We start from the raw sequence: 21140 nt of genomic DNA on the forward strand, positions 1-21140 counted from the left end.
GACGAGATTTTCGTCATCGTGCCATCAAAGGAAGTTTGCCTTGGCAACTGATATTATCGAACTGGTGAGGAAAGAACTGGCTTCCGGCGCTCAGGGGATGCCGCTCTACAAGCAACTCAAGAGCGCGATCGAAGCGGCCATTCGCAGCCATGCCTTCAAATCCGGCTCGGTATTGCCGGGCGAGCGATCGCTTGCCGAAACCCTCTCCCTGTCGCGCGTCACAGTTCGAAAAGCACTCGCCATGCTGGAAGAGGAAGGCATGTTGAGCCGACGGCAGGGCGCGCGCAGCGAGATCGGCTCCCGCGTCGAAAAATCCCTTTCCACCCTTACCAGTTTCTCCGAGGACCTGCGTGCCCGTGGAATGGAACCGGGTTGCGTCTGGATTTCCAAGCAGTTAACCCGCCCTTCGCCGACCGAAATGATGGCGCTCGGCATCTCCGCCAATGCGCAGGTCCTGCGAATGCGTCGGGTGCGGACGGCCGACGGCGCCCCGATCGCCGTCGAACATGCCGCCGTGCCGGTACGCTTCCTCCCCTCACCTTCGCTTGTCGGCGACTCCCTCTACGAAGCGCTTGCCGAGCGCGGCGTCCTTCCAAGGCGTGCCGTTCAGCGCATGCGGGCGCGTGCCGCCACGCTAGAAGATGCGCAGCATCTGCGCTGCGAGCCTGGCGCGCCAATTCTGACGACCGAACGGCGGTGTTTTCTCGCCGATGGAGAGATCGTCGAATATTGCGAGACTCGCTACAAGGGCGAGGTCTATGACTTCGTTTTCGAACTGCAAAGATAATACCAGTTTAAAACCGGTTGCTTTCTGGTGATCATTCTCTATCGTTGCGCTCCAAAAGGGGTGCCGAATGCGCAAGGAAGATCTCAATCTGAGCCTCATCGTCTCATGCCAGCCCGTTCCGGGCGGGGCGATGGATGAGGCTATTTTCGTCAGCGGCTTTGCGCGTGCTGCGCTGGCCGCCGGCGCCCGGGCGTTGCGCATCGAGTCGGCAGCCTATGTCGCAGCCGTCAGGGTCGCCGTCGACGCGCCGATCATCGGTATCATCAAGCGTGACCTTGATGACAGCCCGGTGCGCATCACCCCCTTTATCGCCGACGTCGAGGCGTTGGCTGATGCCGGCGCCGACATCATCGCCTTCGACGCCACTGACCGGCCGCGGCCGGCAACGATCGAGGCGCTGCTTGCCGCCATCAAGGCGCGCGGTCTCTTGTCCATGGCCGATTGCTCATGCCTGGAGGATGCGAAACGCGCGCTCAGCGCCGGCGTCGACTTCGTCGGCACCACCATGTCAGGCTATGTCGGTGGCCCCGAGCCGGTGGAACCGGATATCGCACTGATTGCCGCCATGCGCGAGCTCACGCCCCATGTGATCGCGGAGGGACGCATCCGCACCCCCGAACACGCGGCGGATGCCGTGCGGGCCGGCGCCTGCGCCGTCGTCGTCGGCTCCGCGATCACGCGGACCGAGCACGTCACATCCTGGTTCGACGCTGCCGTTTCGGCTGCGTTCTCCGAGCGTGATGGCGCAACGCTCGCAATCGATATCGGCGGCACGAAGACCCTGGCGGCGTTGGTTCGAGGCGCGCAAGTGCTTGGGAAAACGACCATCGTAACCCGCCGCGAGGCAGGTCCAGACGCCTGGCTTGCAGCCATTGCAGAGCACACAAAGTCCTGGATCGGCCAATACGGACGTGTTGGCATCGCCGCAACCGGCTTGATAGACGACGGGCGCTGGTCGGCGCTCAATCCCGCAACGCTTGCAATCCCGGACGGCTACCCGCTGGTAGCGCAGGCCAGCAAGCTTTTCGGCAAACCGTCTTTCGCCGTCAACGATGCTCAGGCAGCAGCCTGGGGCGAACACAGGTTCGGCGCCGGCGCCAACGAGGATACCGTCTTCCTGACCATATCGACGGGGATCGGCGGTGGCGTCGTGGTCAATGGGCGGCCGCTATTGGGTGTAGCCGGCCATTTCGGCCTGCTCCGTGGACCGACGCACGGCCAGTCGCCACTGGAGGACGTCGTTTCAGGTCGATGGATGGCGGCCGAAGCCGCCCGCGCCGGGCATCCAGCCGAAGCCCCCGAGATCTTTCGAAAGGCGCGCGAGGGCACCGGCTGGGCCGAGGCGATCGTCACGCAGTCCGCATCGCGCGTCGCACTTCTATGCCGTGACATCCAGATGATGTTTGCACCGAAACGCATCGTCATCGGCGGCGGCATAGGTCTGGCGGCCGGCTATCTCGAAGCCATCGGCGTGCAGCTTGCCGGGCTTCCGTCGCATTTGGCGCCGCGCCTGGTTGCCGCAAGCCTCGGTCACCATGCCGGCATCATCGGCGCGGCAGACCTTGCCGGACGCCATCGATAAACAGACCTGCCTAGCCCAACCAATAATGATAAGGAAAGGGAACAGAAATGAAATTCAAGCGCATATCGTCCGCAATGCTCGCCCTGATGCTATCTGCCGCCGCGCTGCCGGGGCTGGCAAACGCGAAGGTCGTCATCCTCGGCTGGCCGGGAGGTTCGGAGGAAACGGCGCTGCGGGCCACCGCCGATCTCTACAACAAGACGGCCTCTGACGCCGACAAGGTCGAGCTCCTGTTTTTTAACCGTGACGGCTTTTTCGACAAGCTGCAGGCCGACATGGCGGCCGGCTCCAATGCCTTCGACGTCAACCTGGTCGCAACCTATTCGATCGGGCGTTACGCACCCTATATGGAGCCGATCGAGCTCAGTACCGATGCCTCGAAGGTATTCGGCGATGCGGTGCTGAAGACGATGCAGTTCGACGGCAAGCAATATGGCGTGCCGACGGACCTGTCGCTGCATTTCATGTACTACCGCAAAGATCTCGTCGACGCGCTCATTGCCAATCCCGATGCAAAAGCCAAATATGCCGAGATCGCCAAGAAATATCTCGGCAAGGAGATGGCACCCAAGCAGCCCGATGACTGGACCTGGGACGACTGGGCGGCGACCTCGCTCTATTTCAGCAAGCAGGTCAACCGCCAGAGCCCGGTTCGCTATGGCACCGTGTTGCAGATGAAGAACCTTCTCTTCAACATGATGGTGTTCCAATCCCTGCCGCGCTCCTATGGCGGCGACTGGATGGATGCCAGTGGCAACGTCACGATCGACTCGGATGCCTATAAGACAGCATTGAAGCTCTACAAGACGCTTTACGACGCCGGCGCCTCGCCGAAGGATTCGCTGAGCTACGAATATGCCGAAACCAATGCCGCCTTCAGCTCTGGGCAGGCAGCAACCGCCCTGCAATGGAACGCCGCGGCGGCCGAACTCACCGATGCGAAGAAGTCCCCCGCCGTCGCAGATGTCACCGGCATCGTTGCGCCACCCGCCGGGCCGAATGGGCGCACCGACCACATTCACGGCCTCGGCCTTGGCCTGAACAAGAACGCGCAGAACAAGGAGGGTGCGATCAAGTTCCTCAAGTGGCTGTCCTCCGAGGATGCGGCCCTTGCCTATGCGCGCGCCGGCGGCTCGCCTGCCCTGACGCCGGATGTCGTCGCCAAGGTGGCCAAGGAGCGTCCCGATCTCGTGAAGCTCGGCGAGTTCGCCAGCAAGTACGGCTATGTCATGACCGGCGCCACCTCCGCCAAGGCACTTTCGGTCTACGAGCTGCAGGCCAAGGAGTTCACCGGCTATTGGTCCGGCCAGCAGAGCCTTGAGGATGCGCTTGCCCATACCAAGGCAGGCATGCAGGATCTTTTGAAGAAATAAGGACAAGGGCCGGGTGCCGGCTTTGGAGCAATTCCAGGAAAAGTGTATTGCGGTTTTCCGTCCGGAATTGCGTAAAAACAGAAGAATAGAGCCTTTTCGCGATTCGACGAAAAGCGAAAAGGCTCTGACGGCATCCGGCCACTGCGATCGAACCCCATGGCTCTTGTAAAACGCGCCGAAGGCAGGCTCTACCTGGCACCGCTTGTCGGGTTTCTGCTGCTGTTTCTTGGCTTTCCCGCTCTTCTCAATCTTCTTTATTCCGTCTCGACCGTTTCGTTCGAGACCTTGCGCAGCCCTGAGATCAGCGGCTTTGGTAACTATGTCGCGGCACTGACGGATGGGGCCTTCTGGCAATCGGTCTGGTTCTCCTTCCGCTTTGGCATTATCACGGCTATCTCGGAGTGCCTGCTCGGCCTTTTCCTGGCGATCTTTCTCAAGCCGCTGCTGTCGGCGCGGCCGGTCCTGATGGCGCCGTTGATGCTGCCATTGATGGTCGCGCCCGCCATGGTCGGTCTGATGTACCGCCTCGTGCTGCATGAATTCGCCGGACCCGTGCCCTATTATCTTTTCGAGTGGTTCGGAGACAGCCCGGCCTTCCTCGACTATAACAACGCCTTTCGCACGCTCGTCGTCGTCGAAGTCCTGCAATGGACGCCGTTTGCCTTTCTGCTCTTTTACGTCGCCTATATCGCCATTCCCGAAGATGTACGCGAGGCGGCCGCTCTGGATGGCGCAACCGGCTTTCAGCGGCTATGGCGCATCGAACTGCCCCTGATGCTGCCAACGCTGACCGTCGCCTTCTTCATCCGCTTCATCGACGGTTTCCGCGTGTTCGACAATGTCTATGCTCTCACCGGCAGCGGCGCAGGCGGATCGACGACATCACTATCGATCTACATCTATCAGGCCTTTTTCAAGGAAGGCGCCATCGGGAAGGCAGTTGCAGCCTCCGTCGTGCTGTTCATCACATCGCTGCTGGTTCTCTACGGCCTGAACTGGCTGGGTACGAGAAGGAAGAAATGAGATGCTGAAGCCTCTGCGCTGGATCGTCTACGGCATCGTGGTCCTGGCCATGAACTTCCCGATCCTCGTCACCCTTATCACTTCGTTCAAGACAACGCGCGAGATTTCCAGCAACCCCGGCCTGTGGATCGAGCAACCGACCTTCGACAACTATTTGAAGGTGCTGACAGAAACCGAGCGCTTCAACATTTTCCTCTATCTCGCAAACAGCACGGTGGTAGCGCTCATTGGCACGCTGCTGGCGATCCTGCTCTCCTTCCCGGCGGCCTATGTAATCGCCCGCAGCGAAATCGGGCAGAAGATCCTGCTTCCGCTTGTCATCAACCTTCGCGCCGTGCCGCTGGTTGTCTTCGCGATCCCGCTTTACATGATGTATCAGTGGCTCGGCCTGCTCGACACACGGATCGGCCTTGGGCTCATCCTGACGATCGTCAATATACCGCTGGCGCTGGTCATGCTGGTCAATGCCATATCCGACATACCAATCGAACTCGACGAGGCCGCCACGGTCGACGGGGCAAGCGTTTTCCAGATCATGATCAGCGTCATTCGTCCGGTGATCCGCCCCGCGCTCGTCACCACCTTCATCTTCGGCTTCATCACAGCCTGGAACGAATTCCTGTTCGGATTGATGCTGACGACCAACCGCGCCGTGCCGATGACGGTCGGCGCCTCGTTCTTCTTTGCGGCCAGCGGCGGCGGCGTGCAATGGGGTCTGGCATCCGCCGTCATGATCCTCGGCGCTCTGCCGCCGGCTCTCCTTGGCCTCATAATGTATCGACAGCTATCCGGCTCGATGACTGCAGGTGCAGTTAAAGGCTAGGGTCCGCAGGTCCTGCCGCCGGCGACGCTGCCGGGATCCGCTCTTTGAAGACATAGACGATGTTGGAGCAATATCGACGCTGTCCTATGAAGCGGCGCTGCCCTCATCTGCGACCGGCTTCGGTTGCTGCGCGACCGCCGGCCGACGCTTCGGCATGTCGCCGAACAGGCCGCCGGGGCGCACCAACAGAATGATGCAGAGCATGACGCCGATCGCGACGATCTGCAGTGAGGCGGCGCGTGCCTGCTGCTCCGGCGAAAACAGGATGCTCGTCAGCGCACCTGATCCGGCCCATATCCCCCAGACGAGAATGCTGCCGATAACAGCTCCCTTGTTGCTTCCCGAACCACCGACGATCAGCATGACCCAGACCTGGAAGGTCAGGATCGGAAGATAGTTGTCAGGAGCGATGAAACCGATGAAATGCGCCTGTATGGCACCGGCAAGCCCCATGATGGCGCCGCCGACTGCGAAGGCCTGCACACGGTAGAAACGAGCACTCTTGCCGAGCGAAATGGCAGCGCGCTCGTCCTCGCGCAGCGCCTTGAGGACACGCCCCCAGGGGCTTTTCGCCAGATGCTCGAGCGCAAAATAGACGATCAGCATCATGACGACGACGACGCCGAGATTGGCAAGATTGAAGAGCAGAGGCGTTTCAGCAAGGCTGGAGAAAGGGCGGGGAATAAAGCCGATGCCGAAGGGACCGCCAGTCAGCTTCTGCGCGTTCAGCGCCACAAGCTGAACGACCACGGCAACGCCAAAGGTGGTGATCGCCAGATAGTCCGATTTCAGCCGGAGCGTCGCAATGCCGATGATCGCCGCAGCGAGACCGGCGATGACCATGGCCCCGAGCCAGCCGACAAGGATCGGCAGATCGAACCCGCCGAATCGCCCGGCTGTATCCGGCGTCGTCAGCAGGGCCGAGGTATAGGCGCCGATGGCGACGAAGCCGGCCAGCCCGACATTGAAGAGGCCGGTCAGGCCCCATTGCAGGTTCAGCCCAAGCGTGATGAAGGAAAAAATCAGCGCCGTGGTCAGGAAGAAAGCGCCATAGCCAACAATATCCATCATCGCTCTCTTACTCCGAAAAGGCCGATCGGCCGGATGAACAAGACGGCCATCAGGATGATGAAGGAGATGGCGGCGCGCCATTCCGCACCGACAAGCTGAACTGCCGCCGCCTCGGCAAGACCGATGATCAAGCCGCCGAGAACCGCGCCCGGCACGCTGCCGATACCGCCGAGAATGGCGGCGGCAAACATCGGCAACAGCATATCGAAGCCCATCAGCGGACGGATTTGCACGAGAATTCCGATCATGACACCGGCAACGCATGCCAGCCCGCCGCCGATCAGCCATGTCACGCGCACGACCTTGGCGACATCGATGCCGACGACGCGGGCAAGAGCCGGGTTCTGGCTGAGCGCCTGCATGGAGCGACCCGTCTGCGTTCTGGTCATCAGTATATGCACGCCAAAGACCAGAAGCGCGGTGACGATCAGAAGGGCAATCTGATCGGGCGTGATGCGAATGCCGAAACCGACCGGCATGGCGATCTGGATCGCGCGGCTGAAATAGGTCGGGCGCGAGGTGAAGAGGAATTCGAGCAGACTGCGCAGCGCCATGGAAGCGCCGAAGCTTGCCATGACGACGATGATCGACTGTCCCTTGGTGCGCAGTCTCGCAAACAGCACCTTATCGAGCGCAAGGGCAAGGACGCCAGTAAAGCCCATTGCCACGATCACCGCCACGATCAGCGGCCAGCCGAAGGAGAGCGGGCCAATGGGTGCAACCTTGCCGAAGATTGCGCCGATGGCGCTGACAACCGCAAGCGTCGCATAGGTGCCCCACGCCATGAAATCGCCATGGGCGAAATTCGAAAAGCGCAGGATCGAGTAGGTCAGCGTCACGCCGATAGCGCCAAGGCCGATCATCGAGCCTGTCAGCAATCCGTCAACGATAAATTGCAGGTTCATGCCGCGCCTCCCTTTACTGACGGTGCCGGTCGCTGGCCAAGATAAAGTTCGGCAACGACAGGATCGTTCCAGAGCTCCGAGGCAACGCCTTCGTGTCTGTCCTTGCCCTCGACAAGAACATAGGCGCGGTCGCCAATGGCAAGCGCCGCCTTGGCATTCTGCTCGACCAGCAGGATGGTGACGCCGGATTTGCGGATCTCGGTCAGCATATCGAAAACCATCGAGACGAATTTCGGCGAGAGACCCGCCGAAGGCTCATCCAGCACGAGAAGCTTTGGATGAACGATAAGGGCACGCGCAACCGCCAGCATCTGCCGTTGCCCTCCCGAGAGATTGCCGGCCGCGATGCGACGATGGCGGGCGAGATCCGGAAAGGTTGCGTACATTTCTTCGATGCGGCCTGGCACATCCTTCGGCTTCAGAATGCCGCCGGCGACCTTTAGATTGTCTTCGACGGACATCAGCGGGAAGACATTTTCCGTCTGCGGCACAAAGGCGAGGCCGAGCCGCACCATCGTGTGCGCGGGCGCGCGGGTGATTTCGGCGCCTGCAAGTTTCACAGAACCGCTTTCGACCGGAACAAGGCCCGCAATCGCCTTGATGAAGCTCGACTTTCCGGCGCCGTTAGGACCAAGGACGACGACGATCTCTTTTTCCGCAACGGTGATCGAGGCACCGCGCACGATCGGCACGCCAGGCTCGTATCCGGCGACGAGATCGCGAACGATGAGAACGGGTTCGCTCATGCCGCGCCTCCCAGATAGGCTTCGATGACGCGCGGGTCGCGAGCAACCTCTTCCGGCGTTCCCTCGCAAAGAAGCTGGCCGCTCGACATGACGAGCACGCGATGACACAGGCGCGTCACCATATCGATATTGTGCTCGATCAGGAGAAAGGTGACGCCGCGCTGATTGATATCGCGGATGCGGTCGATGATCGTTTCCAGAAGCGTCGCGTTGACGCCGGCCGCCGGCTCATCGAGCAGGATGAGGGCAGGATCGGCCATCATGACGCGGGCAAGCTCCAGAAGCTTGCGCTGACCACCGGATAGGACGCGTGCCGGTTCATGCGCCAGGCGCGTCAGATGAACGAGCTCGAGCAGGTCCATCGCCTTGGCATGGGCAGCCTTCTCCTGCGCGGCGACTTTCCACGGCCGCAGGAAATTCGATAGCAACCGCTCTCCGGCCTGGTCCTGAGCCGCAAGCATGACATTGTCGAGCAGCGTCAGATTGGGAAAAGGCCGAGGGATCTGAAAGGTGCGGCCAAGACCGCGACCGATGCGGCGATGAGCCGCCTCGCCTGCAACTTCGGCGCCGTTCAGGACGATGTCACCGCTGCTCGGCGCAACACTGCCAGCCAGAAGATCGAACATCGTCGTCTTGCCGGCGCCGTTCGGGCCGATCAAACCGAGGATCTCGCCCTGGCGCACATCGAAGGAAACGTCGTTGACGGCCACAAGGCCGCCGAAACGCCGCATCACGTTTCTTGCCGTCAGAACAGGCCGGGCTTCCTCCCCATGCCGTTCAGTTGTCGTACTCATGAGATCCCTCTGGCCGGAAAGCGTTCGCTGCCGCTTCCCTGATTATTTGATTTGTGATCACACTTGCATTGATCACGCTAATCAGCTTTAATTCTCTTCGCAAGCCGAAAAAGGGATTTCGAATGCAAAAGGCCACCGCCGAAAAGAGCGATCCGATTGCCGCACAGCTTGCGCCAGTGGGGCGAGAGACCGTTCAGGACCGGGTCTATCTGGAGCTGCGCCGTGCGCTGATCGGCGGCCTTTTCGAGCCGAGCCAGGTGCTGACGATCCGTGGCCTCGCTGACGCGCTGATGACCAGCACCATGCCGGTGCGCGAGGCTCTCGGGCGACTGATTACCGAAAAAGCGCTGGAAGCCCTCCCCAATCGATCCGTTCGCGTACCGCCGATCACGCTGGAGCGCATGGATGATCTTCTGCGCGCCCGTATCCTCATCGAGGGCGAGGCGATCGCGCTTGCCGCAACCCGCATGACCTCGCGCCAGATTACGACCATCGAAAGCATGCTCGGCGAGTGGGACGAGATGCGTGCGCTGAAGCACAAGAAGGATGTCGACCGCGAGGTGACGCTCAACCAGGCCTTTCACTTCGAGATCTATCGCGCCTGCGGCTCCGCCGTCCTGATCCCGATGATCGAAAGCCTGTGGCTGCAATCCGGTCCCTGTATCCGCGTCGCCATCTACGCCTTCTCGGATGCCGGCGAAATCGACACCGCCCATTATCACCGCACGATCGTCAAGGCGATCGCCGCGCAGGATGCAAAAGAAGCCCGCGATGCGCTGGTCGCAGACATCAGCCGGCCATTCACCTTCCTGCGCAACAAACTGGAAGCCGAAGCCAAGAAGGGCCAATCCGCATGAGCCAGCGCGCCATCAAGATCACCGAACCCCGCTCCGGCCTCAGCGTCCTAGCGCCGCTGCTGGAGACGAAGGCGCCCGACAATGCCGTCTTTTTCTGGCATTACCTCAGCGAACCGCGCGTCGTGGGCGGTATTCATGCCATGTGGACCGGGCCGGAAATTTCCTGCCCAATCCCGCCGGCGCATCTGAAAGGTGCGTCCTACGCGAACGCCCTGCCCGCCGAGAATGCAACACTGACGCCGCAGCCCGGCGATATCGTGCTCAGCTATGTGCCGCCGCGCATGTGGGGCGGCAATCCCGATGCAATCTTCGATATCGGACTGTTCTATGGACCAGGCGCGCGCCTGCTCTTCCCAATCGGCTGGCTTGCCGGCAGTGTCGTCGCGCAAGTGCGACCCGACGAACGGGAAGATTTTGCCGCGGCCTGCGGCGTTATCCGCCGCAACGGCGCCTGTGACGTCACCTTCGAGCGTGCGGAGATCTGAGATGGCGGCAAGCGACGACAGTTTCGAACTGTTCGACCTGAGGGTCGAGGCCGTTATCCCTGAAGGCAAGCCGATCTACTGCGGCGCCAAGCCGGGCGACTATTTCGAACTCAAGGGCGAAATGCTGCACCTGCCGCCGGGCCAGGGCTTCTCGATCTACTCTATATCGGCCGTCCTGCCGTTGCTTGCGGCCAAGCAACGGCCCACCCACAAGAACGACTGGATGACCTCGGACGCCGAAATCGCCTGCCCCGACCCGAACTGCGCGAGCCGTCTGCGGATCGTCAGAACGGGCAAGCGGCGGTTCAGCCATGCCGAAACGACGGCAGTGCCGTTGCCCGAAGGAGAATGAACCGCATGACCGCCAAGGCTTTTGAGCTCAGCCCCGGATATTCAATCTCCCGCGTCATCCGCGGCGGCTGGCAGCTTGCCGGAGGGCATGGCGCCATCGATCGCGCCCAGGCCGTCACCGACCTGATCGCCGCCTTCGACGTCGGCATCCGCACCTATGACTGCGCCGACATCTATACGGGCGTCGAGGAGCTGATCGGCGAAGCGCGGCAGCGGCTCCGAAACAAGCGCGGCGCGGAAGCCGCAGGCGCCATGAAGGTGCACACGAAGCTGGTGCCAGATCTTGAGAAACTGGCAACGATCAGCCGCGACTATATCCAGGGGATCGTCGACAAGTCGCTGAGCAAGCTGAAAACCGAGCAGCTCGATCTGGTGCAGTTTCACTGGTGGGATTACGCCCTGCCCGGCTATCTGGAAGCGCTGAGCTGGCTGGATGAAATGCGCCGCGAAGGCAAGGTGCGCAATGTCGGCACGACGAATTTCGACACGCCACATATCGCTGAAATCCTCAAAGCCGGCATTCCGCTGGTCAGCCAGCAGCTGCAATATTCGGTTCTCGATCAGCGGCCGTCGCACAGCCTCGCCAAGCTGGCTGCCGGGAATGACGTGAAATTTCTCTGCTACGGCTCGGTGGCCGGCGGCTTTTTGAGCGACAAATGGCTCGGGCAGCCGGAGCCAGAGATGCCGCTCGAGAACCGCTCTCTCGTCAAGTACAAGCTAATCATCGACGATTTCGGTGGCTGGGAGCTGTTCCAATCGTTGCTTGGTGCGCTGAAGGCTATCGGTGATCGCCATGGCGTCGATATCGCCACGATCGCCAGCGCCTGGGTGCTGGAGCAGCCGCAGGTAGCGGCCGTCATCGTCGGCGCGCGCAACCAGGCACATGCGCTTGCCAACGCCAAGATCATGGATATCGCCCTTTCGGACGACGACCGCCAGCAGATCGCCGCCATCATCACCCAGAGCCCCGGCCTCGAAGGCGACGTCTATACGCTGGAGCGCGACCGCGCCGGCAGGCACGGCTCGATCATGCACTACAATCTCAATGCGGGGAAAGTATGAGCCAGCAATCGCCCCTCTTTCAGAAAGCCAGCGCCGAAGTTCTCGATTTCCATCGTTTCTTCGAAGCCTGGTATGATGCGACAACGGCCGACAATACGGATTTTGGCCGCTGCGAGCGCACCTTCGGTCAAGCTTTTCACATGATCCCGCCAACCGGCCGCCTCTTCGATCGCGCTCAGACCATCGAGCTGATCCGGACAAACCGGGCAAGCTTTCATGGCGATTTCAGCATCGAGATTTCGGATATCCGCGCCAGCTTCGAGACGGAGGACATGATCGTTCTCACCTATGTCGAAGCACAGATGCGCGCCGGCAAATACAGCCGTCGGCAAGCAAGCGCTCTTTTCACCACAAGTTCATCGGCACCCAACGGCGTCGAATGGCAGCATCTGCATGAAACCTGGCTGCAGATGCCGGAGACCTGACAGGTTCTGAAAAAACAGAAATGAAAATCGTTGACCGAACAAGGGGAACAAAGATGAAGAAGACGATATTTCAAATCACCACGGCTCTGGCCCTCTTAACCGCAGCCGGCGTGGCCAATGCCGCAGACTGCAAAGTAACGGTCGGCCTCGTGATGGAGCTCACCGGTCCGGCCGGCGAATACGGCCAGGCGGGCGCAAAGTCCGTCGAGATGGCCTTCCGCGATATCAATGCCGCCGGCGGCGCTCACGGCTGCGATCTGGTGACCGATACGCGCGACAGCCAGAGCCAGGGCAATGTCGCGGTCGACGCAGCAACCCAACTGGTACAGGTCAAGAAGGTCCCGGCCATCATCGGCGGCATCATTTCTTCGGTGACGATCCCGATCCTGACCTCCGTGACTGCGCCGGCGAAGATCGTACAGGTGTCGCCCGCCGCCTCCTCGCCGACGCTGACGGCACTTGGCCGCGACGGCAAGACCAACGGCATCTTCTTCCGCACCATCACCTCGGATTCGCTGCAGGGTATCGCGGCCGCCAAATATGCGATCGACAAGGGCTTCAAGAAGCTCGCGATCATCCACGTCAACAACGATTTCGGCGTGAACATGGTCGCGGAGTTTTCAAAAGCCTACAAGGCGCTCGGCGGGACCATCGTCTCGACGACGCCCTATAACGAGAAGCAGTCGAGCTATGCCTCCGAAGTCACAGCCGGCATGGGCGGCGATCCCGACGGCCTTTATCTCGTCAGCACGCCAGTCGACGGCGCGACCATCGCCCGCACCTGGATCTCGCAGGGCGGCCCGCAGAAATTCCTGCTCAATGACGGCATGAACAGTCCAGATTTCATCGATTCCGTCGGCGCCGATTATCTGAAGGAAACCTACGGCACCTCCTCGGGTACGAACCCGACCCCATCGACCGATTACTTCAACAAGAACTACAAGGATTTTTCGGGCATCGATCCGACCAATCCGGCCGCTGACCGCGCCTATGATGCCGGTGCGATCGTCGGTCTCGCGCTTGCGATTGCCGGCGATGACACATCCAAGCTGAAGGATGATATCTACAAGGTCGTCGACCCCAAGGGCACGCCGATTTATGCCGGCAAGGACGAGTTCGCCAAGGCGCTCGGCCTTATCAAGGAAGGCAAGCCGATCCGTTACGAAGGCGTCATCGGCCCGGTCTCCTTCGATCAGTATGGCGACATCACCGGCCCCTTCCGCCTCTGGAAGATTGCCGACGGCAAGGTCGCCACCGATGGCCAGCTATCGATGGAAGACATCGCCGCCCTCAAGGACAAGCTCAAGTAATCGTTCTTTCCGCAAACGGCGAGGCGCGCTATCCGGCGCGCCTCACGCACAACATTCCTGCATACCCCTTCGGCGCTCACCTGTCGTGACAGCCATCTGGCATAGTTATTGAGAGATCGTCCGCTGATGCCCAGCCCCCTTGTTCGCCCGACCAATCCAACCTTGTGGACTTTGACGGCAGGCCCAGCCCCCGAACTTTCCCGCGATTTGCCGCCTCGCTCGGATGTTGTCGTAATCGGCGGCGGCTTCACCGGCCTGACTGCAGCCCTTCACCTTGTCCGCGCTGGCCGATCCGTCATCGTCCTTGAGGCGGGGCTGTTGGGCGCCGGTGCGAGCGGCATGAATGCCGGCTTCGTCGTACCGAATTTCGCCAAGGCGGATCCGGCAACCGTCCGCCAGAAGCTGCCACTCGACAAGGCGGATGCCCTATTGTCGCTGGTCGGCGCCGGCGCCGACGAGGTCTTTACGACGATTGCAGACGAAAAGATTTCCTGCGATGCGGCGCAGACCGGCTGGCTGCAGCCAGCCTATGGTGACGACATGGCTGCGATCTTGCGTCAACGAGCGAAGGATTGGACGGAGCTTGGCCGTCCGGTCGAATTTCTCGACGCGCGCGCCATCCAGAGCGAAACAGGCATGGAGATCTATTCCGGCGGACTATTCGATCATTCCGGCGGCACCATCCATCCGTTGAATTATCTCTATGGGCTTGCACATGCGGTGATCCGGCGCGGCGGCATGATCCGTGAGAGCAGCAGGGTCGAGCGCGTCGAACGACATGGCGGCACTTGGCGCGTCGGCCTCGCCGGTCACGAGATCGAAACGGATGTCGTCATCCTCGCCACCAATGCGTTTACCGATGGCATAGCTTCGCGCATGGGCCGAACCGGCGTGCCGCTGAAAGTCTATCAGGTGGCAACAAAGCCGGTCGACGCTGAAACCATTGCGCGGATCGCCCCGCATCGCCGCCCCGTCGGAGACACGCGCTCCAACCTGTTCACCTATCGGCTCGATCGTGACAACAGGCTGATCAGCGGTGGCATGGCGATCAATCCGATCGGCGCTTTCGAGCGTGTCGGCCGCGCCGTCGTCAACCGGCTCGCATCCGAGCTCCGCCTGCCGCGCCACCCCGGCGTGGCGATCGTCTGGACCGGAACGGCGATCATGACGCCCGATTTCCTGCCGCGACTCTACCGCTTCGGCGACGGCTTCTTCGGAGGGATCGGCTGCAACGGCCGCGGCATCGCCATGACGGCGCAACTCGGCCGGACACTGGCGAGACTGGCACTCGGCGAGACGGTGGATTCTCTGCCGATCCCACTCCAATCCGGTCGGGCCTTGCCATTTCATGGCTTCACGCCGATCGTCGCTTCGCTTGCCCTGGCGCATGCGCGCTTTGAAGACTGGCGAGCTGGGTGCCGATAGCCGGTCGTAAGATCAATCTTTATTAGCACCGGCACAGCCCAAGCAGTAATTGACCATCAATTCTATAGAGAAAGGAATGAAGAGCCGGCGGCGTCGCCAAAAATGAAATGCCTTTTCTCGAAGCCCGGCTTTGAATGCGGCATCGTGGCGCCGAATGAAATCGGAGCCTGCCCATGAACGCGCAACTGCACCATATCAACGCCACGCACCCGGAGGCCACGGTACTGGAGACCGAACAACAGGCGCTGGCAGTCGCGCAGGCGCTGGCCGAGCGCTTTGCTGCCACCGCTTCGGAGCGCGATAGCGAAAGGTTGCTCCCTTTTGCCGAGATGGATGCCCTGGCACAATCCGGACTGCTGGCAATTACCGTCCCCGAGGAATATGGCGGCCTGGATGTTTCGAATGCGGCGCTGGCCGAGATCACGGCGATCCTTGCTGAGGCCGATGGCTCGATCGGACAGATCCCGCAGAACCATTTCTATATCCTCGAGGCTTTGCGCGTCGATGGCTCCGAGGATCAAAAGCGATACTTCTTCGGTCGCGCATTGGCAGGTGATCGTTTTGGCAACGCGCTCTCCGAACGAGGCACGAAGACAGTCGGACACTATAATACCCGCATCACCCGTGACGGACCCGGCTATCGTATCAATGGTCGCAAGTTCTATTCGACGGGCGTTCTCTTTGCCGATTGGATCACCGTCTTTGCGCTCGATGAGGCCGACAAGCTGGTCATGGCTTTCGTTCCGAAAGGCACGGAAGGCGTCGAAATCATCGACGATTGGGATGGCTTTGGACAACGCACGACCGGCAGCGGCACCACGGCGCTCAACAATGTCTATGTGAACGCCGACCATGTCGTCCTGCACCACAAAGGCTTCGAGCGGCCGACGACGATCGGCTCAGTCGGCCAGATCATCCATGCAGGCGTCGATCTCGGCATTGCGCGGGCCGCCTTCGCCGAGACTCTGGATTTCGTGAAGACCCGCTCCCGTCCCTGGATGGACAGCGGCGTCGAACGCGCGGGCGACGATCCGCTGACGATCGCCAAGGTCGGCCAGATCGCCATCCGGCTTGAAGCGGCGGCTGCGACCGTCGAGCGCGCTGGCCGCAAGGTCGATGCCGCGCAGGTCGAGACGACCGAAAAGAGAGTGATCGAGGCCACGCTCGCCGTTGCTGCGGCCAAGGTGTTGACGACGGAGATCGCCATCGAAGCGACGAACACCCTGTTCGAGCTTGCCGGGACGGCTTCGGTCAAGCTCGACCTCAATCTCGATCGGCACTGGCGCAATGCCCGCACGCATACGCTTCATGACCCCGTTCGCTGGAAATATCACGTCGTCGGCAATTATCACCTCAACGACGTCATCCCGCCGAAGAACGGCGCGCTTTGACGGATAGACAAAAGCCCCGTCATAAGCGCCGGGGCTTTCATACAATCAAGTATAGATCAGGAGCGGCACGCCGAAGCCAGCTAGTGCCGATCCATATTGATTTCCATCGGCTGACCGGCGGACGCCGCAAGACTTTCCAGACCAGTCGCAACGACCGATACCCTGAACACCCCGTCGAGATTCTTGTTAAAGATCGCACCGACGACGATATCGGCATCGGCAAACACTTCGTCGCGGATGCGGCTGGCGGCCTCGTCGACCTCGAACAGTGTCATGTCCGTTCCGCCGGAGATGGAGATCAGCACGCCACGCGCGCCCTTCATGCTCATGTCGTCCAGAAGCGGGTTGGAGACGGCGGCATCTGCCGCTTTCAATGCGCGGCCCGGCCCCGAAGCCTCGCCCGTTCCCATCATCGCACGTCCCATTCCCCGCATTACGGATTTGACGTCGGCGAAGTCGAGGTTGATGAGACCTTCCTTGATGATCAGATCGGTGATGCAGCTGACGCCCGCATAGAGGACTCGGTCCGCAGTCACGAAGGCGTTTGCGAAGGTGGTCGTCGCATCCGCAATGCGGAACAGATTCTGATTGGGAATGACGATGACAGTATCGGCACTTTGGCGGAGTTGCTCGATGCCCTCATCGGCCGTGCGCATGCGCCGGTTGCCTTCGAACGTAAAGGGCTTGGTGACAACGCCGACCGTGAGGATACCCGCTTGTCGCGCGACCTGCGCGATGATCGGGGCAGCGCCCGTGCCGGTGCCGCCACCCATTCCGGCCGTGACGAAGCACATGTGCGTGCCCTGGAGATGGTCCATGATTTCATCAATGGATTCCTCGGCGGCGGCTCGTCCGATTTCCGGCAGGGAGCCTGCGCCGAGACCTTCCGTCACCTGCGCGCCAAGTTGAATGCGCCTGGTGGCTTTGGACGTCGCAAGCGCCTGCGCATCCGTATTTGCCGCGATGAATTCAACGCCCTGAAGTTGTTGCGCGATCATATTGTTGATCGCGTTGCCGCCGCCACCGCCGACACCGACGACGGAAATCTTCGGTATCACCCCGGAAAGTGGTGCGCGGATGTCAGCCATGAAGGACTCCATTGGATCAATTTCACTCTCAATCGCGATCGCCTGCCCTTGCGGAAGCGGGTGTTGTAGCGATTCGCGAGAGAGGAAATCCTAGCGAGGAACATGTGCGCATTACGGCATGTGCCGGCAACCCTCCACAGAATAATAAGTTGAGCACAGAATTTGTGAGCCGGATATTAAAGCAAGAGCCATCCGGCATTGTGCGAAAACCACAGCCGTAAGCGCACGCTTAAGGCTGCGGCGTGTTCTAACCCCTGTCCACACCACAGCAGATATCAACGACGCTGACCGATTTTGGGTACGGGTGAATTCACCGCCGGAGCAGACTACGAGCCTACCTAGTTTTGGACTGCACCGCTCATCACCCCGGTATTCAACTATAGAGGCTGACCTCGGGGATCTTGTCGTTCAGCACAAATTCGCCGACTTCCTTGGCCTTGTAGAAAACCGGATCGTGCAGGGTATGTGTCCGCACATTGCGCCAGAAACGATCGAAGCGGTATTTCTCCGCCGTCGACCTTGCACCGGTCAACTCGAAGACGCGTGAGGTGATATCAAGCGAAACATGGGTTGCATGCACCTTCGCGGCATAGGCCTCCGCTGCCGCCTCGCCTCGTTCCCGCGCGGTCGCCTTGCCGCCTCTTGCCAGACCCTCTTGAACTGCCGCGGCAGCACTATCGGCCAGCGCAGCCGAAGCCTTGAGAGCAGCCGTGAACTCGCCGATGCGCTCGAGAATATAGGGATCGTCCGATGCGCGCTCGACGCCCGAGCTGATCCAGGGCCGTGTCGTGGTGCGGACATAATCGACGGCCTCGCGCAATGCGCCTTCAGCCGTACCAAGATAGAAGTTCACGAAAACGAGCTGGATGAGGGGCGTGTTGAACGTCGCTAGCACCGGGGCTTCTCCGTCCGTCAATGCCGCTCTGTCCAGATCCTCCTCATAGACGGGAAAATCGTGAAACTCGACGCTGCCGCTGTCCGACAGGCGCTGGCCGAAATTGTCCCAATCGTCATTGGCTTTGTAACCCGCCCGATTGGTCGGTACGGCAAAGCCGATGATCTTGTCTTCAAGCGCGGCGTTGGCGTTGATGTAATCGGATACGTGAGCAGCCGTGGAAAAGGATTTGCGGCCGTTCAGAACATAGCCGTTGCCGCGGCGGGTAAGCACGAGGCCCGGATCGCGCGGGTTGACCGCGGCACCCCAGTAAAGGCTGTTGGCGACCGTCTTGCCGCCGAGTTCCTGGGCGCGCGCCTCGTCGAAGGCCCAATAAATATATTGACTGTTGACGTAGTGATAACCGAGAAGCTGGCCGATAGAGCTTTCGCCGCGCGCAAGGGTGCGTACCAGCCGCAAGCCATCCACCCAATCGAGGCCGCCGCCGCCGATCTGTGGCTCATGCAGCGCGTTCAACAATCCGGCATTTTTCAGTTTGACGATTTCGCCGAGCGGCGGCCGACCTTCGCGATCGAGCTCCGCTGCACGCTTGGAAAGGTCAGCGGAAATCTCTTCGGCTCTGGTAAAGAGGTCCTCCCGCGTGGCGTTTCGATTGCTCGCAAAGACGACGTTGGACTGGCTCATGATATGAACTCCGGTTCATGGACGTAGTCCGGCGGGATCGGAAAGTCCCGCCGGCATATCGGGAATGACTGCTTAGAAAAGCTTGTCCGGGATCCAGCTGGCGGTCACCGCATCGCTGGCGCTGAAGGCCGGAACTTTCTTGGCCAGTTCCTCGATCGTCTGGACGTTGGCGGCGCGAAGCCCCTCCTGCGTCAGCAGCGTCGGCTTCACGGTGATCTGGTGCGGAACCTCCTGTCCGGCGACCTGCAACGCGGCAGCTCGGATGGAGACGGCACCGACGACAGCGGGATTGGTCGCAACCGTCGCAACCCATGGGCTGCCCGGCTCCGTGATCTCCTGAATGTCGGCTGTCGAAACGTCGGCCGAATAGATCTTCAGTTTGTTCGCGATGCCGAGATCCGTCGCGGCAAGCTTCACGCCGCGCGCAAATTCGTCATAGGGCGCGAAGATGACGGTGATGTCGGGATTGGCCGCGAGCGCCGCCTTGGCCTGATCGGCCGTCGAGGTCGCCGTCGTATCGCTGACATTGCCGAAACGGGCTTTTTCGACGACACCGGCATTCTGCTTCTTGAACGCGTCCCAAACCTCGTTGCGACGGTCGAGCGGCGCGAAGCCGGCGACATAGACATAGCCCGCCTTGAAGCTGTCGCCGTTCTCCTTGACAACCTGCTTCAGAGCAAGATCGGCAAGCTCGTGATCGCTCTGCTCGACCTGCGGGATCTTCGGATTGTTGAGATTGACGTCGAAAGCGACGACCTTGATACCCTTGTCGAGCGCCTGCTGGACGACATCGCCAAGCGATTCCGGCAGGCCATGATCAATGACGATGGCGGATACGCCGAGATTGATCGCCTGAAGAATCTGTTCGCGCTGGGCGGCCGCATCCTGACGACCGGGGAAGACGCGCAGATCGATATCGAGCGCCTTGGCCTGGGCCTCAGCGCCGGCCTGATAAGCCTGGAAGAAATCGCCTGCGGAGATATAGCTGACCAAAGCGATCTTAACGCCCCCCTTGTCAAAGGGCGCAGGAGCGCCATTCACACCGCCAGCCAGCGCGGCCTGCGCAAGAAAAAGCGGAGTGACGGCCGACAGGGCAAGCCGTGTGATAAGTCTCATCGTCGCGATCCTCACGATCCATCACAAGCGTCGTCTGACGGAACAGTGACCCTGCGACGCATGCAATTATTAGATATAAACCCTATGTTTTTAGTAGATTAAATCATCCGATTTTGGCTGGCTTCGGAGATTCTTTGTTCGTTTGCCCAAGGATTGGCGGCAAGGACTTACCCAGCAGAAAGGCCTTACGCGAAGGGCTCCGCGAGCATCTCTTCAAGATCCGCTCGTGCCTGCGGCGAAAGATAGGGGCGCAACAGGCTCGCGACCTGGCCGAGTCCCCAATGCACATGTTGGGGTGCAAGATCGCTGACTCCTTCCTGAAGGCCGAGATAGACGGCCCAATAGGTCGACACGATCCACATATTGGTCATCAGCGGCTTGCGGTCGCTCAAGGCGACGCTGATCAGGCCCGCATCTTCCATCCGCTGAAAAATGACATCGACGGAGATGCGCATGCCGGAGCTGACCATCAGGATCGGCGTTTTCAAGCCGGGGGCAATCGCCAAAAGGCCTGGAATGTCACGAAATAGGAAGCGATGAGTCCAGATGAGCGAGAACCACTTGCGCAGAAAGCCGGCATAGGCCTTAGAGTCCGTTCCCTGAACGGCATCGGCCTGCCCGACCAGCGCCAAGGCGTCCGCTTCGAAGCGGGAAAACAGGGCTAGCACAAGCGATTCCTTGGTGCGGAAATGATAATAGAGGTTGCCCTGATTGATGTGCACGGATTTGGCGATCTCGGCCGTGGTCACCGCTTCCGGCCCCCTCTGATTGAAGAGAGACAAAGTCGAGATAAGAATCCGCTCACGTGTGTCGGGTCGTGCTGTGGCGTCCACGCTCTTGTTTTTTTTGGCCGCCATTTTGATCCCCCTTGAAGCCCTAAGGTATCCACCTTATTCTCTCTAAGGCAAATACCTTAATCCTGATCTACAGGCATCCGCCGGGGTAAA

General features: G+C 60.7%; 21 protein-coding genes. 13 read left to right on the forward strand and 8 right to left on the reverse strand.

The annotated features are described in order from the left end of the window. Nucleotides 1-97 precede the first annotated feature (97 nt). The 5 genes from AC13Q5_RS26305 to AC13Q5_RS26325 all read left to right on the forward strand — a co-directional run bounded on the left by AC13Q5_RS26305 (nt 98) and on the right by AC13Q5_RS26325 (nt 5588). Nucleotides 98-787: a GntR family transcriptional regulator gene (locus AC13Q5_RS26305; protein ID WP_488503833.1), complete on the forward strand. Its 690-nt coding sequence runs from the start codon at nt 98-100 to the stop codon at nt 785-787. 67 nt (nt 788-854) lie between these two features. Continuing rightward, complete coding sequence (locus AC13Q5_RS26310) at nt 855-2369, forward strand: putative N-acetylmannosamine-6-phosphate 2-epimerase (RefSeq protein WP_488503690.1); 1515 nt, start codon at nt 855-857, stop codon at nt 2367-2369. Between the two features lie 47 nt (nt 2370-2416). After that, nucleotides 2417-3742, forward strand: coding sequence for an extracellular solute-binding protein (locus AC13Q5_RS26315; protein WP_488503691.1), 1326 nt, complete (start codon nt 2417-2419; stop codon nt 3740-3742). Nucleotides 3743-3898: 156 nt separating this feature from the next. Beyond that, a complete protein-coding gene (locus tag AC13Q5_RS26320) occupies nt 3899-4765 on the forward strand; it encodes a carbohydrate ABC transporter permease (RefSeq protein WP_488503692.1) in 867 nt (288 codons plus the stop codon). 1 nt (nt 4766) lies between these two features. Beyond that, the gene (locus AC13Q5_RS26325; protein ID WP_488503693.1) at nt 4767-5588 is read left to right on the forward strand and encodes a carbohydrate ABC transporter permease; all 822 of its coding nucleotides are present in this window, start codon (nt 4767-4769) and stop codon (nt 5586-5588) included. An 84-nt stretch (nt 5589-5672) separates the two neighbouring features. Here the strand turns inward: AC13Q5_RS26325 and AC13Q5_RS26330 are convergent, their stop codons facing one another. The 4 genes from AC13Q5_RS26330 to AC13Q5_RS26345 are packed head-to-tail and all read right to left on the reverse strand — an operon-like array spanning nt 5673 to nt 9104. Beyond that, nucleotides 5673-6659, reverse strand: a complete 987-nt coding sequence (locus AC13Q5_RS26330) for a branched-chain amino acid ABC transporter permease (protein WP_488503694.1) — start codon at nt 6657-6659, stop codon at nt 5673-5675. Next, entirely contained in the window at nt 6656-7564 is a 909-nt protein-coding gene (locus AC13Q5_RS26335; protein WP_488503695.1) for a branched-chain amino acid ABC transporter permease, read from the reverse strand. Before AC13Q5_RS26335 ends, AC13Q5_RS26330 begins: the two co-directional genes overlap by 4 nt. Further along, complete coding sequence (locus AC13Q5_RS26340; protein ID WP_488503696.1) at nt 7561-8310, reverse strand: ABC transporter ATP-binding protein; 750 nt, start codon at nt 8308-8310, stop codon at nt 7561-7563. Before AC13Q5_RS26340 ends, AC13Q5_RS26335 begins: the two co-directional genes overlap by 4 nt. Beyond that, on the reverse strand, nt 8307-9104 hold the full coding sequence (locus AC13Q5_RS26345) for an ABC transporter ATP-binding protein (protein ID WP_488503697.1): 798 nt from the start codon (nt 9102-9104) through the stop codon (nt 8307-8309). The genes AC13Q5_RS26340 and AC13Q5_RS26345 overlap by 4 nt, the downstream gene beginning before the upstream one ends. Nucleotides 9105-9226: 122 nt before the next feature. Between AC13Q5_RS26345 and AC13Q5_RS26350 the strand changes: the two genes are divergently transcribed. From AC13Q5_RS26350 to AC13Q5_RS26385, 8 genes are all read left to right on the forward strand, one after another. Then, the gene (locus AC13Q5_RS26350; protein WP_174180926.1) at nt 9227-9961 is read left to right on the forward strand and encodes a GntR family transcriptional regulator; all 735 of its coding nucleotides are present in this window, start codon (nt 9227-9229) and stop codon (nt 9959-9961) included. Continuing rightward, a complete protein-coding gene (locus AC13Q5_RS26355) occupies nt 9958-10446 on the forward strand; it encodes a DUF3830 family protein (protein WP_488503698.1) in 489 nt (162 codons plus the stop codon). The genes AC13Q5_RS26350 and AC13Q5_RS26355 overlap by 4 nt, the downstream gene beginning before the upstream one ends. A 1-nt stretch (nt 10447) precedes the next feature. Continuing rightward, nucleotides 10448-10798 carry a TIGR04076 family protein gene (locus tag AC13Q5_RS26360; protein WP_488503699.1) on the forward strand — a complete coding sequence of 117 codons (351 nt, stop codon included), beginning with the start codon at nt 10448-10450 and terminating at the stop codon, nt 10796-10798. A 5-nt stretch (nt 10799-10803) separates the two neighbouring features. Next, the gene (locus tag AC13Q5_RS26365; protein ID WP_488503700.1) at nt 10804-11859 is read left to right on the forward strand and encodes an aldo/keto reductase; all 1056 of its coding nucleotides are present in this window, start codon (nt 10804-10806) and stop codon (nt 11857-11859) included. Next, nucleotides 11856-12284, forward strand: coding sequence for a hypothetical protein (locus AC13Q5_RS26370; protein ID WP_488503701.1), 429 nt, complete (start codon nt 11856-11858; stop codon nt 12282-12284). The genes AC13Q5_RS26365 and AC13Q5_RS26370 overlap by 4 nt, the downstream gene beginning before the upstream one ends. Before the next feature lie 53 nt (nt 12285-12337). Further along, nucleotides 12338-13594, forward strand: coding sequence for an ABC transporter substrate-binding protein (locus tag AC13Q5_RS26375; protein WP_488503702.1), 1257 nt, complete (start codon nt 12338-12340; stop codon nt 13592-13594). A gap of 126 nt (nt 13595-13720) precedes the next feature. Continuing rightward, entirely contained in the window at nt 13721-15019 is a 1299-nt protein-coding gene (locus tag AC13Q5_RS26380; RefSeq protein ID WP_488503703.1) for an NAD(P)/FAD-dependent oxidoreductase, read from the forward strand. Between the two features lie 173 nt (nt 15020-15192). Further along, nucleotides 15193-16410: an SfnB family sulfur acquisition oxidoreductase gene (locus AC13Q5_RS26385; RefSeq protein WP_488503704.1), complete on the forward strand. Its 1218-nt coding sequence runs from the start codon at nt 15193-15195 to the stop codon at nt 16408-16410. Nucleotides 16411-16490: 80 nt separating this feature from the next. On the opposite strand, the gene ftsZ is transcribed toward AC13Q5_RS26385, so the two are convergent. The 4 genes from ftsZ to AC13Q5_RS26405 all read right to left on the reverse strand — a co-directional run bounded on the left by ftsZ (nt 16491) and on the right by AC13Q5_RS26405 (nt 21050). Beyond that, nucleotides 16491-17498, reverse strand: coding sequence for a cell division protein FtsZ (gene ftsZ, locus AC13Q5_RS26390; protein WP_488503705.1), 1008 nt, complete (start codon nt 17496-17498; stop codon nt 16491-16493). Nucleotides 17499-17871: 373 nt separating this feature from the next. Next, nucleotides 17872-19077 (reverse strand): acyl-CoA dehydrogenase family protein, encoded by a 1206-nt coding sequence (locus AC13Q5_RS26395; protein ID WP_488503706.1) that lies wholly within the window; start codon nt 19075-19077, stop codon nt 17872-17874. Between the two features lie 72 nt (nt 19078-19149). Next, nucleotides 19150-20193, reverse strand: a complete 1044-nt coding sequence (locus AC13Q5_RS26400) for a substrate-binding domain-containing protein (RefSeq protein WP_075853189.1) — start codon at nt 20191-20193, stop codon at nt 19150-19152. A 185-nt stretch (nt 20194-20378) separates the two neighbouring features. Further along, nucleotides 20379-21050 (reverse strand): TetR/AcrR family transcriptional regulator, encoded by a 672-nt coding sequence (locus tag AC13Q5_RS26405; protein ID WP_488503707.1) that lies wholly within the window; start codon nt 21048-21050, stop codon nt 20379-20381. Nucleotides 21051-21140 lie beyond the last annotated feature (90 nt).

It is taken from the genome of Martinezella sp. CNPSo 3964 (genome assembly GCF_057784375.1).

Coding starts and splice junctions, on each gene's coding strand:
- AC13Q5_RS26305 (WP_488503833.1), top strand. CDS start 98: ATGCCGCTCTACAAGCAACTCAAGAGCGCGATCGAAGCGGCCATTCGC.
- AC13Q5_RS26330 (WP_488503694.1), bottom strand. CDS start 6,659: ATGATGGATATTGTTGGCTATGGCGCTTTCTTCCTGACCACGGCGCTG.
- AC13Q5_RS26400 (WP_075853189.1), bottom strand. CDS start 20,193: ATGAGACTTATCACACGGCTTGCCCTGTCGGCCGTCACTCCGCTTTTT.
- ftsZ (WP_488503705.1), bottom strand. CDS start 17,498: ATGGCTGACATCCGCGCACCACTTTCCGGGGTGATACCGAAGATTTCC.
- AC13Q5_RS26340 (WP_488503696.1), bottom strand. CDS start 8,310: ATGAGCGAACCCGTTCTCATCGTTCGCGATCTCGTCGCCGGATACGAG.
- AC13Q5_RS26320 (WP_488503692.1), top strand. CDS start 3,899: ATGGCTCTTGTAAAACGCGCCGAAGGCAGGCTCTACCTGGCACCGCTT.
- AC13Q5_RS26370 (WP_488503701.1), top strand. CDS start 11,856: ATGAGCCAGCAATCGCCCCTCTTTCAGAAAGCCAGCGCCGAAGTTCTC.
- AC13Q5_RS26335 (WP_488503695.1), bottom strand. CDS start 7,564: ATGAACCTGCAATTTATCGTTGACGGATTGCTGACAGGCTCGATGATC.
- AC13Q5_RS26310 (WP_488503690.1), top strand. CDS start 855: ATGCGCAAGGAAGATCTCAATCTGAGCCTCATCGTCTCATGCCAGCCC.
- AC13Q5_RS26355 (WP_488503698.1), top strand. CDS start 9,958: ATGAGCCAGCGCGCCATCAAGATCACCGAACCCCGCTCCGGCCTCAGC.
- AC13Q5_RS26350 (WP_174180926.1), top strand. CDS start 9,227: ATGCAAAAGGCCACCGCCGAAAAGAGCGATCCGATTGCCGCACAGCTT.
- AC13Q5_RS26360 (WP_488503699.1), top strand. CDS start 10,448: ATGGCGGCAAGCGACGACAGTTTCGAACTGTTCGACCTGAGGGTCGAG.
- AC13Q5_RS26375 (WP_488503702.1), top strand. CDS start 12,338: ATGAAGAAGACGATATTTCAAATCACCACGGCTCTGGCCCTCTTAACC.
- AC13Q5_RS26325 (WP_488503693.1), top strand. CDS start 4,767: ATGCTGAAGCCTCTGCGCTGGATCGTCTACGGCATCGTGGTCCTGGCC.
- AC13Q5_RS26315 (WP_488503691.1), top strand. CDS start 2,417: ATGAAATTCAAGCGCATATCGTCCGCAATGCTCGCCCTGATGCTATCT.
- AC13Q5_RS26385 (WP_488503704.1), top strand. CDS start 15,193: ATGAACGCGCAACTGCACCATATCAACGCCACGCACCCGGAGGCCACG.
- AC13Q5_RS26380 (WP_488503703.1), top strand. CDS start 13,721: ATGCCCAGCCCCCTTGTTCGCCCGACCAATCCAACCTTGTGGACTTTG.
- AC13Q5_RS26405 (WP_488503707.1), bottom strand. CDS start 21,050: ATGGCGGCCAAAAAAAACAAGAGCGTGGACGCCACAGCACGACCCGAC.
- AC13Q5_RS26345 (WP_488503697.1), bottom strand. CDS start 9,104: ATGAGTACGACAACTGAACGGCATGGGGAGGAAGCCCGGCCTGTTCTG.
- AC13Q5_RS26395 (WP_488503706.1), bottom strand. CDS start 19,077: ATGAGCCAGTCCAACGTCGTCTTTGCGAGCAATCGAAACGCCACGCGG.
- AC13Q5_RS26365 (WP_488503700.1), top strand. CDS start 10,804: ATGACCGCCAAGGCTTTTGAGCTCAGCCCCGGATATTCAATCTCCCGC.